Annotated in this window: 9 protein-coding genes, 1 tRNA gene and 1 pseudogene; 7 read left to right on the forward strand and 4 right to left on the reverse strand. The window is 56.3% G+C overall.

What is annotated here, in order from left to right:
* Nucleotides 1-14: 14 nt before the first annotated feature.
* Genes IM295_RS01115 through sfmF form a run of 3 tightly spaced genes read left to right on the forward strand, consistent with a single transcriptional unit; the run spans nucleotide 15 to nucleotide 4,107 of the window.
* A complete protein-coding gene (locus IM295_RS01115) occupies nucleotides 15-2,576 on the forward strand; it encodes a fimbrial biogenesis usher protein (RefSeq protein WP_193066097.1) in 2,562 nt (853 codons plus the stop codon).
* On the forward strand, nucleotides 2,569-3,576 hold the full coding sequence (fimH, locus tag IM295_RS01120) for a type 1 fimbria D-mannose specific adhesin FimH (protein WP_059355415.1): 1,008 nt from the start codon (nucleotides 2,569-2,571) through the stop codon (nucleotides 3,574-3,576). The genes IM295_RS01115 and fimH overlap by 8 nt, the downstream gene beginning before the upstream one ends.
* Before the next feature lie 9 nt (nucleotides 3,577-3,585).
* Nucleotides 3,586-4,107 carry a fimbria assembly protein gene (sfmF, locus tag IM295_RS01125; protein ID WP_028012231.1) on the forward strand — a complete coding sequence of 174 codons (522 nt, stop codon included), beginning with the start codon at nucleotides 3,586-3,588 and terminating at the stop codon, nucleotides 4,105-4,107.
* 51 nt (nucleotides 4,108-4,158) lie between these two features.
* Here the strand turns inward: sfmF and fimZ are convergent, their stop codons facing one another.
* From fimZ to IM295_RS01140, 3 genes are all read right to left on the reverse strand, one after another.
* Nucleotides 4,159-4,791 carry a fimbria biosynthesis transcriptional regulator FimZ gene (gene fimZ, locus IM295_RS01130; RefSeq protein ID WP_028012232.1) on the reverse strand — a complete coding sequence of 211 codons (633 nt, stop codon included), beginning with the start codon at nucleotides 4,789-4,791 and terminating at the stop codon, nucleotides 4,159-4,161.
* A gap of 812 nt (nucleotides 4,792-5,603) precedes the next feature.
* Nucleotides 5,604-6,320 (reverse strand): response regulator transcription factor, encoded by a 717-nt coding sequence (locus IM295_RS01135; RefSeq protein ID WP_028012233.1) that lies wholly within the window; start codon nucleotides 6,318-6,320, stop codon nucleotides 5,604-5,606.
* A 24-nt stretch (nucleotides 6,321-6,344) separates the two neighbouring features.
* Nucleotides 6,345-7,043, reverse strand: a complete 699-nt coding sequence (locus tag IM295_RS01140; protein ID WP_193066098.1) for an EAL domain-containing protein — start codon at nucleotides 7,041-7,043, stop codon at nucleotides 6,345-6,347.
* A 278-nt stretch (nucleotides 7,044-7,321) separates the two neighbouring features.
* Here IM295_RS01140 and IM295_RS01145 point away from each other — a divergent pair.
* Nucleotides 7,322-7,398, forward strand: a tRNA-Arg gene (locus IM295_RS01145).
* 15 nt (nucleotides 7,399-7,413) lie between these two features.
* Here the strand turns inward: IM295_RS01145 and IM295_RS23250 are convergent.
* Nucleotides 7,414-7,537, reverse strand: a pseudogene (locus IM295_RS23250) (integrase); the annotation flags it as partial.
* 147 nt (nucleotides 7,538-7,684) lie between these two features.
* On the opposite strand from IM295_RS23250, the gene IM295_RS01150 reads away from it, so the two are divergent.
* The 3 genes from IM295_RS01150 to pheP all read left to right on the forward strand — a co-directional run bounded on the left by IM295_RS01150 (nucleotide 7,685) and on the right by pheP (nucleotide 13,460).
* Entirely contained in the window at nucleotides 7,685-9,868 is a 2,184-nt protein-coding gene (locus IM295_RS01150; protein ID WP_193032139.1) for a TonB-dependent siderophore receptor, read from the forward strand.
* Between the two features lie 127 nt (nucleotides 9,869-9,995).
* Entirely contained in the window at nucleotides 9,996-11,969 is a 1,974-nt protein-coding gene (locus IM295_RS01155; protein WP_193066099.1) for a PhoX family phosphatase, read from the forward strand.
* Nucleotides 11,970-12,071: 102 nt separating this feature from the next.
* Nucleotides 12,072-13,460, forward strand: a complete 1,389-nt coding sequence (gene pheP, locus IM295_RS01160; protein WP_193066100.1) for a phenylalanine transporter — start codon at nucleotides 12,072-12,074, stop codon at nucleotides 13,458-13,460.
* Nucleotides 13,461-13,481 lie beyond the last annotated feature (21 nt).

Genomic DNA, 13,481 nt, shown 5'->3' on the forward strand with positions numbered 1-13,481 from the left:
GCAGAGTCAGGGCGATGAAAAACCACCAGGGACGTTACTGCCCGGTTGCACTGGCGCTGATGGCCGCGCTCTGGCCGCAGGCAGGCTGGAGCGAAAGCTACTTCAACCCGGCCTTCTTATCCGACGACACCGCCAGCGTGGCGGATTTGTCGCGTTTTGAACAGGGGCACCAGCAGGCACCCGGCATCTATCGCGTGGATATCTGGCGTAACGATGAGTTTATCGGCACCCAGGACGTGCGTTTTGAACAGGCCGAGAACACGCCGCCGGTGGCGGGCGGCCTGTCGCCGTGCATTACGCGCGCGATGCTCGATCGCTTTGGCGTCAACGTTGCCGCATTTCCCGAGCTGGCGAAGGTGCAGGGTGAAACGTGCGTTCCATTGACCACGGCCATTCCCGGCAGCGAAACGGTATTTAACTTTGCTTCACAGCGCCTGAACGTCAGCCTGCCGCAGGTGGCAATGCAAAACAGCGCGCGCGGCTATATTCCGCCTGAACAGTGGGATGAAGGCATTCCCGCCGCGCTGGTGAACTACAGCTTTACGGGCAACCGGGGAAGCGAAGACGACAGCTATTACCTGAACCTGCAGAGCGGGCTGAACTATGGTGCCTGGCGTTTACGTAACAACGGCGCATGGCGCTACACGCAAAATAACGGGAAGCGGCGCAGCGAGTGGCAGAATATTGGCACCTGGGCGCAGCGCACCGTTATCCCACTGAAAAGTGAGCTGGTGCTGGGCGACAGCAACACCGGGAATGACGTTTTCGACAGCGTCGGTTTTCGCGGCGGGCGGCTCTATTCGTCTGACAGCATGTACCCCGACAGCCTGCAGGGTTATGCGCCGACCGTACGCGGTATTGCCCGTACGCCTGCCAAAGTGGTGGTTCGCCAGAACGGCTACGTTATCTATCAAAGCTACGTCCAGCCTGGCGCGTTCGCCATTACCGATCTTAACCCGACCTCCTCCAGCGGTGACCTTGACGTCACGGTGGAAGAGAAAGACGGCAGCCAGCAGCGCTACACCGTGCCGTACTCCACCGTGCCGCTCCTGCAGCGTGAAGGGCGCTGGAAATATGACCTCGTGGCGGGGGATTACCGCAGCGGTAACAGCGACCAGGATACACCGTTCTTCGCCCAGGGCACCCTGATTACCGGCCTTGCTAACGGCTTTACGCTCTATGGCGGTACCCAGCTGGCGTCACGCTATACCGCAGTGGCCGTCGGTGCCGGGAAAAACCTCGGTGACTGGGGCGCAGTCTCCGTCGATATCACCCACGCCCGCAGCCAGCTCGCGGACGACAGCAAACATGAAGGGCAATCGCTGCGTTTTCTGTATGCAAAATCGCTGAACGGGTTTGGCACCAACTTCCAGCTGCTGGGCTACCGCTACTCAACGAAGGGGTTTTACACCCTGGACGACGTGGCCTGGCGCTCAATGGAGGGCTACCAGTATGCCGATAGCCAGGACGATAACGATGTGCCGGACGTGCAGAGTTATCACAACCTGACGTGGAATAAAAAAGGCCGCTTCCAGCTCAACATTTCCCAGTCGCTGGGGGATTACGGCTCGGTCTATATCTCCGGGAGTGAGCAAACCTACTGGGGGACGGATGAAACGAACCTCTGGTATCAGCTGGGCTACGCGGGGGGCGTGAAGGGGATCAACTACTCCCTGTCATGGTCGTGGAACAAATCCGTCGGGATCGACGGTACCGACCGGATCGCGTCGTTTAACGTCTCCGTGCCGTTTAGCCTCTTTACTCGCCAGGGCTATCGCCGGGACAGCGCGATCGATCGCGCCTATGCCACCGCATCCGCCAGCCGAAACAGCGATGGCGACACGAGCTGGCAAACCGGCGTCAGCGGCACGCTGCTTGAGGACCGCAACCTGAACTACAGCGTGACCCAGGGACACGCCAGCAACAACGGCTCAAGCGGAAGCGCCAGCGCCAACTGGCAGGCAACCTACGGCACGCTGGGCTTGGGCTACAACTATTCCCGCGATCAGCACGATCTCAACTGGCAACTCTCCGGCGGGGTGGTTGGCCATTCAGACGGCGTGACCTTCAGCCAGCCGCTGGGTGATACCAACGTGCTGATTAAGGCGCCGGGGGCATCAGGCGTCAGCGTGGAAAACCAGACCGGCGTGAAGACCGACTGGCGAGGCTACGCGGTCATGCCGTATGCCACCGTCTACCGCTACAACCGCGTGGCGCTGGATACCAATACCATGAGCAACAATACCGACATCGAAAACAACGTGAGCAGCGTGGTGCCGACCAAAGGCGCGCTGGTCCGCGCCAGCTTTGATACCCGCATTGGCGTGCGCGCCCTGCTGACGGTAACGCGCGGCAACCAGCCGGTGCCGTTCGGCGCCGTGGTGCGCGAAACCCAGAGCGGCGTGACCAGCATGGTGGGGGATGACGGGCAAATTTACCTGAGTGGGCTGCCGCTGGAAGGCGAACTGCTGGTCCAGTGGGGTAACGGGGCGCAGTCCCAGTGCCGTGCGCCTTACAGCTTGCCTGAAAAGAGCCTGCAACAGGCGATCACACTTAAGGGGATCCGCTGTGATTAAAATCCATATCTTTGCCTTGTCGCTTCTGGCACTCCTGCCCGCGACAAACGCGTTAGCCACCGTGTGCGTCAATGAAAAGGGCGTGCCGACGGAGGTGCATTACGACCTGACGGATAAATTCAACAGCTCGAATAACCAGGTTGGGCAGGTTGTCACCCTCAGCGAGAAATCGCAGTGGGTGGGGGTAAACGCCGTCTGCCCGAAGGGCACCGTCGGGAATACCACCAAGCGCAGCTACGTGACGGATTACCCGATCACCGGGACCAGCGATGGCTATCAGTATCTGAAGCTTAACGACTATCTGGACGGGGCGATGAAGATCACGGACAGCTATGCTGGCGCGTTTTATCCACCCAAAAGCTATATCCAGATGGGGAGCCATCCGAACGTTTCAAAAAACAAACCGTTTGGCGTGCAGGATTCCAGCCTTATTTTCCGTCTTAAGGTGACCCGACGCTTTATCAATATGGTGGTGATCCCGCGTGCCACCATGTTCCGCGTTTACGTCACCACCACCTCCTCCGATCCGTTGACCACGCCGGTCTACACCATCAGCTACAGCGGAACCATTCAGGTGCCGCAGAGCTGCGCCATCAACGCCGGCAATGTGGTTGAATTTGATTTCGGCGACATTGGCGCCTCCCTGTTCAGCAAGGCGGGCGTGGGTAACAAGCCGGAGGGCGTCTCATCGCAAAGCAAAACCATCGCGATTAAATGCACCAACGTGGAGGCAAACGCCATGCTGACGATGCGCGTCGAGGCTGAAAAGGTCTCCAATAATGTGGTGGTGTCGGATAACCCGGATGTGGGGTTTATCATTGCCAACGAGAGCGGTGCGCCGCTCACGCCTAACAACCTGACGAGCAAAATTCCGTTCCGCCTGGACGACAGCGCGCAGGCGCAGGTGGGGATCCGGGTCTGGCCGGTGAGCGTGACGGGCAACAAGCCAGCGGAAGGGCGCTTTACCTCGCGCGGATATTTGCGTGTGGATTACGACTAAGGAGCAGACATGCGAAACGGGATCCGTTTTATCACCGTGGCGCTCTTTGCGCTTTGCACCCAGGCTCAGGCGGAAACCGCATTGGGCGAAATTAATATTCGGCTCTACGGCAATATTGTCGATTTCACCTGCGTGGCAGAGGGTAACGATAGCGACAAAACGGTCACGCTGGGCACCTGGCCCACGAAGCAACTCAACACCACGGGGAGCCGCACGCAACCTATGCCCTTCACGCTGAAGCTGACCGGCTGTCCGCCCGGGGCGGCGTCCATTACGTTCTCGGGTAAGGCTGACGGGAGCAATAGCGGGTTACTGGCGCTGAATGATGCCAGTACAGCGAGCCACGTCGCCGTCGAGATCAGGGATGCGGATAAAACGCGTCTGGCGCTTCAGCAGGCCAGCCAGCCGGTGACGGTTGATGCACAGGGGAATGCGACCCTATCATTTTATGCCAATTATATTGCTACGGCCGATAACCCTCAGCCCGGACGGGCTGATGCGGATGCTACCTTCATGATTAATTATAATTAGCACTGACCGCACTCCCTGCAGCTCGGATAAACTGCAGGGAGTGAATTCAGGTTATAGCAGCTCGTGCGCTTTGGCGTAATCTATTAATTCCACGATGCTTTGTACGCCAAGCTTGGAATAAATATTGGATTTGTGCGCACTGATGGTCTTATTGCTCAACAGTAACTGTTCAGCAATCTCCTTATTGGATAATCCATTCGCCAGATAACGTAATACCGTGACCTCGCGATTCGATAATGGCATATCCGCTGCCATCCCTTTTCCCGAACCCATATGGTTTATAAAATTCAGCGTTTCCGACGGGAAAAAAGAATAGCCCATCAAAATCATCTCTACGGCGTTGTAGATCTCACCCAAATCTTTTCGTTTACTGACGAAGCCGTTGGCCCCGGCGCGAATCGCACGACCCGCGTAAAATAACTCTGATTTAGAGGAGAGGAACAGAATCTTGATGTCTTTGTTTAAGTTTCTGATTCTCTTCAGTAAAGCGAAGGCGTCTGTGCCCGTAAGTTCGATGTCAAGGATCACCAAATCGATAGGATGATTGCGAATACAGTCAAGAACTTCATGGCTATCGCCAGACTTAAGCTTGACTGTGATATTTTTATTTTTCTGTAGCAGGACCTCTATCGACATTCTGACGATAGGATGTTCGTCCATAATGATAACGGATGCCGGTTTCATTTTTAATGCCTCAGATTGTTAAAAGCGTTATGCAGAGTTTTGTAAAACTCTCGAAATGCCGGAAGGATATAAAGTGCAGATCCCTATACCGTAGTATTTCCCTGGAAAGAGCGAAAGCATCCTTGTTTACGTAATGAAAAGAACAGTGCCTCAGCGCGGTCATCTCATTTGGCTGGTGTTGGCAAAAAGATTTTTCTTATTCAGATTTGGTACGCATCTTATTATACAGAGTAAGTTTTTTCCGAAAACCCTGTAAATTAGTCTCCGCTTATTGGTTTGTATTATCTTCTGGATCTTAATGGCTATGTTTTTAAATTTAGCGGAAATATCCTGTTATCCCATTTACCGCATCTTTTCATCTTTATGTAATAACAAAAAATAACAGATGTCTCTTTATGTTGCGTAATTGTTAATAAAAAAGCCCGTCGATTCGGCGGGCGACCCAGGGTCAAAGAGGCGAAAAAGTGCCCTCGCAAGGTGTCAAACCTTCATCTGAAAGTGCTTAAGGCGCATCAACGTCACGCCATCATCGCGCAGGAGAACATGCTATCCACTTTGCTTTCCGCTCCTGGAGAGTGAAGCGAAGCTGCTTGTTTTTACATCATTATCATCTTATTAACGCCTTCTGCATTCACTTAACGGATGGAGGAAAGTGCTGCCTTTGGTTCATTCTGTGACATTTCACATGGTTCCGAACCATAAATTAGGAATAGTTATAAAATCGAATACATTGTTAAAATTTAACCATTTCATAACATGCGTGGTAAGTAAATTCCTAAAGCGCTTTAGGAAATAAGAAGTTAGTGCGTAAGTTAAAACGTGCAGTCAGAGAGGTTATTAAGAAGGTGTAACAATTCCTGGCGATGGCTCAGCCCCAGCTTAAGCAGGATGCAGCTAAGACGATAGATAATGCGGCTATAGGGGCGATTCTGCAGAAGGGCAATCTGACGCAGCGTCTTACCGCGGGCAAGCTCCTGCAAAATGGGCCATTCATTGCGGGAAAACCAGTCTTTATCGGACCCCTGCGGTGGGCGGGCATCCATCAGGCTGTGTTGAAGCCCTGCCGCGTTCATCTGACGTTCCAGCACGTGAAAAGGCCCCGCCGCTTTGCAGAAGAGGCGGGTATCATAATTATCTGCCCGGACCAGTAGCCACGGCGTCAGGAAGGGGGGATACAGGCTATGCCTTCTTAACTGATCCAGTTGATCAATCAGCCCGGTGGAGCGGCTTTCTACATCCACCACCAGACGCGCTGAAGGCCATTGTGCCTGAGCGCCGAGCGCATCATCCAGTGAGATATAGTCGCAACAGCTGCTCAGGGGAAACTGCCCATTGAGAAAACCGGTGCGCAGAAAATGATCCTCCGTGACCAGAATGATAAACGGAGCGTCGGTTTTTCGGGGCTGGCTGATGGACTGGCTCAAAAACTCGAGCCGGTCGAAAAAGGGGGGAGCAAAAGGTGAGCGCGTAAATCCCAGTGCATCACTTCCTGTACGCCGCCGCCGGTAACGGCGCACTGTCATTCGCATGGTCTCCCTCCTGGAAATGGCTCTTTAATCCTCCGGCCATGTCCAGGACGGCCAGTAATATCCCTGGCCGAGATCTGCGCCTGCCTGCAGTGCCCAGGTGCGATCGCGTTCAGTCTCAATACCTTCGATGAGCACGCTCCCGGCCAGCTGAAAGCAACGTGAAACCAGCTGCCTCAGCGCGGGTGTGGCGCGTAAACGCCAGAATGCGCTCTTATCAATTTTGATGCCGTTCAACGGTAATCGACAAAATAAAAACGGCTGAATGACCGTTTCGTCGATGTCATCCAGCCATATACTGTGCCCCTGTTCCCGGAGTTTCGACAGGTTTTGAATGACGCGCTGCTTCTGTGCGGCAGAGAACGCCAGAAAGGCAGAGAGGTCAACAATCTCGATATTCAGCGGCGTGTTTTTCAGATTGATGAGCCGCTGAAAGGACGCTGGCTCTGTCAGAACGGTTATCGGCAGATTAATAAAAAGGTTATTACCGTGCGGCGTCTTTTTTAGTGCGGCAAGCTGCGCTTCAAGCAGCGTCATTGACCAGCCTGCCGACTGATGGCGAAAAAAATCCTCGCTGTGCTGCGTTTCGGACAGAATGCTAAGCACCTCCACGCCAACCTGACGCTGAGAGGTGAGGGCGACGACAGGCTCCAGTTTGATGCCGACGATGTCCTGAGAAATAAACTGTAATCGGGGGGGCGTATCGAACGGGTTTTGCGCTGTCACTCCATTGTCCTGTTGTCTGTCAGCCTCCAGGCGGCCGGGAAACCTCGCTCTAGTGTGACGAGCCGACGAGCAGGAAAACAGCAGGCGTTACTTAAATACAACTAAGCCTTTTCGCAGCGCTAAATTTTACGGTGAAACAGCGAGAAATGTTGAGAAAATAGCCGTATTTACAATCGGCTAGCGGTAATTGCCCCCGAAAACGGAAAAGGCATTGACTCACCTGACATTGACCGTATAATTCTTCGCGTTTCACCACCGCGAAGTTCACTCTTCTCAGTGCGCCCTTAGCTCAGTTGGATAGAGCAACGGCCTTCTAAGCCGTAGGTCGTAGGTTCGAATCCTACAGGGCGTGCCATTTAGAAACAGGCACTTACGCCAGTTTCAAACCATCCTGATTTTCTCCTTGTGTCGTATTTGCGTCATGGTTGCCAAAATGGCCTCATTTTCCGTGCGTGTGATCTCAAAGGGTTCAGCGCAAGGGAGCATCCCCTTTTATCACGCATTAATTTGAGCAGGATCCTGCAGAGATTTGCGCTTGCCAAAGCATAGATAATGCGTATAGTTCTCATTTGCATTGCAACCAATATATTCTAAAGCCCGTCCACGGGCTATTTTTGCGCGCACTTTCAAACGAGTTAACGATGAACAACACCAAAATGCACAAAACGCTGCTGGCGCTCGCCATTGGCGCGGTTACACATTCCGCCTGGGCGGCAGAGGATAAAAAAGAAGACACCATCGTTGTACAGTCTGCACCTGCCGGCGACTTTAAACCCGGTGGCGACCAGCTGGTGCCGGCCTTCCTTGACGGACAGGTGGCGAACGGCGGGCGAATGGGGATGCTCGGCCAGCAGAACGCCATGGACGTGCCGTTCAACATCATCAGCTACACCTCAAAACTGGTGGAAGATCAGCAGGCGAAAACCATTGCTGATGTGGTCGCCAACGACGCGGGCGTGCAGTTTGTGCAGGGTTACGGCAACAGCGCAGAAACCTTCCGCATTCGCGGCCTGAAGTTTGACGGCGACGACATGACCTTCGGTGGCCTCTCCGGCGTGCTGCCGCGTCAGGTGGTGGATGCCCAGATGGTTGACCGCATTGAGATCTTCAAAGGGGCAAACTCCCTGATGAACGGCGCGGCAAGCTCGGGCGTGGGCGGGATGATTAACCTTGAGCCAAAGCATGCCGGGGAAACGCCGCAGGCGAAAGTGGGCGTGGACTACACCTCGGATTCCCAGATTGGCACCACGCTGGATGCGGGGCGTCGCTTTGGCGATAACGACCAGTTCGGCGCGCGCGTGAACCTCGTGCATCGTGAAGGCGAAACCGGCGTACCGAACGATCGCCGCCGCACCACGCTGCTCTCCACCGGCCTGGACTACAAAGGCGACCGCTTCCGCACCTCGCTGGATCTGGGCTATCAGAAAAAAACCTTCCACGGCAGCCCGACCAGCGTCAACATCTCGGCGGTGGACTTCGTGCCAGAACCACCGAAGAACGATCGTAACTTCTCGCAGAAGTGGGCCTACAGCGATATCGAAAACGAGTTCGGGATGTGGCGCAGCGAGTATGACATCACCGACAGCTGGACCGCCTATACCGGCCTCGGCGCGCAGCACGCTCATGAAGAGGGGATCTACAGCGCGCCGAAGCTGATGGATAAAAGCGGTAATGCGGTAGTCAGTCGTCTTGATACCAACCGCATCAGCGATTCCGTCAGCGGGATGGCGGGCATTCGCGGTAACTTCACTACCGGCTTCGTATCGCACAAGGTCAACGTTGGCTATTCCGCGATGACCAAAAACGAAAAAATCGCGTGGAAAATGTCGGCGGCGAAGGATAACCCGACCACCAACATCTACCACAACACCGGCGTGGATATGCCGGACAGCACCAACTTAAACGGCTCCGGTGGTAAATACAGCGATCCGCTGACCAGCGGGCGCACCCGCACCCAGGGCTGGCTGCTGAGCGATACCCTGGGCGTGCTTGATGACAAGCTGCTGTTCACCGCAGGCGCGCGCCATCAGAAAGTGGTCGTTCGCGGGTATAACAAAATTACCGGCGCAGAAAACGACGCGGACGGCTTCGACGGCAGCCGCTGGATGCCAACCTACGGCGTGGTTTACAAACCGTGGGAAGAAATTTCCCTCTACGCCAACCACACCGAAGCGCTGCAGCCGGGCAAAACCGCACCTAACACCGCCACCAACTACGGCCAGAGCACCGGCATCGTTCACTCTAAGCAGAACGAAGTGGGCGTGAAGGCGGACTTCGGGCGCGTGGGCGGCTCTCTGGCGCTGTTTGAGATTAAAATGCCCTCGGCGATCCTCGATGCTAACAATCACTACGGCCTGGATGCGGAGCAGCGTAACCGTGGCGTGGAGCTGAACGTCTTCGGCGAGCCGATGCTCGGGATGCGTCTGAACGCCAGCGCCACCTGGCTGCAGGCGGAGCTAACCAAAACCAAAAACGGCGTGAACCAGGGCAACGATGCAATTGGTATTCCGAACTTCTACGCCGTGCTGGGCGCGGAGTACGACATCAAGCCGGTTGACGGCCTGACAGCGACCGCGCGCGTGAACCACTCCGGCACGCAGTATGCCGACCTCGCGAACAGCAAAAAGCTGGATAGTTACACCACGCTGGATCTGGGCATGCGCTATCGCTTCGCGGTGAACCACAACGCAAACCAGATGACCGTGCGCGCGGGCATCGACAACGTGACCAATGAGAACTACTGGGCCAGCGTGGACGATTCCGGTACCTACATCACTCAGGGCGAACCGCGTACCTTTAAGGTCTCGGTTGGCTACGAGTTCTAAGCGTTCCACCTCGTTATCCGGGGCACGGATGCCCCCATCCTTCCGTCATCGTGTTATAAAATTGTAATAAAAGCTTCTTACACTGGTCGCCAACTCTTTACCTCTTGGCCAATGACAGGAAGCCGCTATGGGCAGACCCCTCAAATCCGTTTTTAAAAAAGAACATCGCGACGACATCGCTAACCGCAGCGCAAACCCGGTATTCTCCGAGGTGGCGGAGGTGTTCCTCTCCCGCCGCCGTTTTCTCCAGATGGGGGCCGTTGCGGGGGCCGCCGTATCATTCCCGTTTCTGATCAAACCTGAGAACGCCATTGCCGCGGTATCGAAGCCTTCCGCGCTGGCAAAAGCGGTTTCCCTGGGCTTTACCAGCATCGACGTCTCCACCGAAGATACGGTCAGGGTGCCGGAAGGCTATATTGCCCGCCCGTTCTATCGTTGGGGTGACCCGACGGGGATCAAAAACAACATGCCGGCCTTTAAGCCGGACGCCAGCAACACCACGGACGAACAGGCTGTGCAGGCGGGTATGCACCACGACGGCATGGCGTGGTTTAGCCTGCCGCAGGGGGAGCAAAACCCGGAGCATGGCCTGCTGGCGATGAACCATGAATACATCGACAACGGGATGCTGTTTACCGACGGTACGGCGAACTGGAGCCTCGACAAGGCCCGCAAGGGGCAGAACGCGATGGGCGTCTCGGTGGTGGAAGTGAAAAAAGCGGGCAGCGACTGGCAGGTGGTACGCCCGTCTTCATATGCCCGCCGCATCACCGTCAATACGCCGATGCAGCTTACCGGCCCGGCGCGGCATCAGGACTTAATGAAAACCGCCGCCGACCCGCAGGGGGAGCGCGTGCTGGGCACCATGCAAAACTGCGCCAACGGCCACACGCCGTGGGGCACCTATCTCACCTGCGAGGAAAACTGGTCGGATATTTTTGTCAAAAAAGCCGATCTCAATCCGCTGGAAAAACGCTACGGCATCAGCGACAGCGATGAATCCTACCGCTGGAACGAGGTGGACGAGCGGTTCAGCGTCGATAAAACTCCTAACGAACCCAACCGTTTCGGCTGGGTCGTGGAGATCGATCCCTACAACCCCACCTCCACACCGCGCAAGCACACCGCCCTGGGCCGCTTCAAGCATGAGGGGGCAGCCGTCACGCTCGCCGCCGATAACCGCGTGGTGGTCTACATGGGGGACGATCAGAAGTTTGAGTACATCTATAAGTTTGTCTCGGACAAAAAATACGATCCCGCGAACCGTGAAGCCAATATGCAGCTGCTGACCTCCGGCACGCTGTACGTCGCCAGGTTCAACGAGGACGGTAGCGGAGACTGGCTGCCGCTGATCTTCGGGCAAAATGGCCTGGATAAGAGTAAAGGGTTTGAAAGCCAGGGCGATCTGCTGATTAAAACCCGCCTGGCGGCCGACGCGGTGGGGGCGACCAAAATGGATCGCCCCGAATGGATAGCCGTCGATCCGCACGCCAGCGGCAGCGTCTACTGTACGCTCACCAACAACAGCGATCGCGGGAAAGAGGGGAAAGCACCGGTGGATGCCGCCAACCCGCGCGCCAACAACGTGTTTGGGCATATCATGCACTGGCACGAAGACGGCGCGGACCCTGCTGCTACACGCTTTAAGTGGGATATTCTGGTCATGGCCGGACGCACCGACGGCGACGATCCGAAGGCCAAAGGCTCCATGCAGGGCGCGGCATTCGGCAGTCCGGACGGACTCTCTTTCGATCATCAGGGCGTCCTGTGGATCCAGACCGACGTCTCCTCCAGCACCATCAATAAGAAAGCGTACGAGGGAATGGGCAATAACCAGATGGTGGCGACCATTCCGGGCACCAACGAGTATCGCCGTTTTCTGACCGGGCCGCGCGGGTGTGAGATCACCGGCATTGCGTTTACGCCGGACAACCGCACGCTGTTTATCAACATTCAGCACCCAGGGGAGGGCGGGGATGATATTACCGACCCGGCCAACCCTCGCGCCGTCTCTAACTGGCCGGACGCCAGCCCGAACGGACGCCCGCGATCGTCCACGGTGGTGATCGTGAAAGCGGACGGCGGAATTATCGGGTCGTGACGTTTATCCGCCGGGCGCACGCGCTGGCCCGGCGTTAAGCTTGCTACCACCAGCATGAAGTGTTAAAACGTGCCCCTTCTAAAAAAGAGACAGGGGTAGGGCGTGAAAGACGCGTCATCCGCTTCAGGCCATGGTCGCGCTGAAGCCTCGTCGGATCAGAATCCGACGCTGCAACGTGGTTTGCAAAATCGACATATTCAGTTAATTGCCCTCGGCGGCGCAATCGGTACCGGGCTGTTTCTCGGCATCGGCCCCGCCATTCAGATGGCCGGCCCGGCGGTTCTGCTGGGTTACGCTATCGCCGGGGTTATCGCCTTCCTGATCATGCGCCAGCTCGGCGAGATGGTCGTTGAAGAGCCGGTGTCAGGCTCCTTCGCGCACTTTGCCTATAAATACTGGGGCCCGTTCGCAGGCTTCCTCTCCGGCTGGAACTACTGGGTGATGTTCGTGCTGGTGGGGATGGCGGAGCTGACCGCCGCAGGCATCTACATGCAGTATTGGCTGCCGGACGTGCCCACGTGGATCTGGGCGGCGGCCTTCTTCATCATCATTAACGCCGTTAACCTCGTCAACGTGCGCCTGTATGGTGAAACCGAGTTCTGGTTTGCGCTGATTAAGGTGCTGGCGATTATCGGCATGATCGGCTTTGGCCTGTGGCTGCTGTTCTCCGGCCACGGCGGCGAGCGTGCCACTATCGACAACCTGTGGCAGCACGGCGGCTTTCTGGCGACCGGCTGGAAAGGGCTCATCCTCTCGCTGGCGGTGATTATGTTCTCCTTCGGCGGTCTGGAGCTGATTGGCATTACCGCGGCCGAAGCGCGCGACCCGCACAAAAGCATTCCGAAAGCGGTCAACCAGGTGGTGTACCGTATTCTGCTGTTTTACATCGGCTCGCTGGTGGTGCTGCTGGCGCTCTATCCGTGGGTGGAAGTGAAATCCGACAGCAGCCCGTTCGTGATGATTTTCCACGATCTCAACAGCAACGTGGTGGCTTCGGCACTGAACTTCGTCATTCTGGTGGCCTCTTTGTCGGTGTACAACAGCGGGGTCTACTCCAACAGCCGTATGCTGTTTGGCCTCTCCGTACAGGGCAACGCGCCGAAGTTCCTCACCCGCGTCAGCCGCCGCGGCGTGCCGATCAATTCGCTGTTCCTTTCCGGCGCGATTACGTCTCTGGTAGTGCTAATCAACTACCTGCTGCCGAAACAGGCCTTCGGCCTGCTGATGGCGCTGGTTGTCGCCACGCTGCTGCTGAACTGGATCATGATCTGCCTGGCGCACCTGCGTTTCCGCGCGGCGATGCGCCGTAAGGGACGTGAGACGCAGTTCAAAGCGCTGCTCTATCCGGCGGGGAACTACCTCTGTATCGCGTTCCTGGCGTTGATTCTGGTGCTGATGTGCACCATGGATGAGATGCGGCTTTCAGCAATGCTGCTGCCGGTATGGGTGGTGTTCCTGTTTATCGCGTTTAAGCTCTCACGCAAAAAGTAGCCCGTTTTTCTCCCTCTCCCT

This window comes from Enterobacter cloacae complex sp. P14RS, from assembly GCF_014895895.1.
Classification (GTDB): Bacteria; Pseudomonadota; Gammaproteobacteria; order Enterobacterales; family Enterobacteriaceae; genus Enterobacter; species Enterobacter bugandensis.

Coding starts and splice junctions, on each gene's coding strand:
- IM295_RS01135 (WP_028012233.1), bottom strand. CDS start 6,320: ATGCGAATGACAGTGCGCCGTTACCGGCGGCGGCGTACAGGAAGTGAT.
- fimZ (WP_028012232.1), bottom strand. CDS start 4,791: ATGAAACCGGCATCCGTTATCATTATGGACGAACATCCTATCGTCAGA.
- IM295_RS01155 (WP_193066099.1), top strand. CDS start 9,996: ATGGGCAGACCCCTCAAATCCGTTTTTAAAAAAGAACATCGCGACGAC.
- IM295_RS01150 (WP_193032139.1), top strand. CDS start 7,685: ATGAACAACACCAAAATGCACAAAACGCTGCTGGCGCTCGCCATTGGC.
- sfmF (WP_028012231.1), top strand. CDS start 3,586: ATGCGAAACGGGATCCGTTTTATCACCGTGGCGCTCTTTGCGCTTTGC.
- IM295_RS01115 (WP_193066097.1), top strand. CDS start 15: ATGAAAAACCACCAGGGACGTTACTGCCCGGTTGCACTGGCGCTGATG.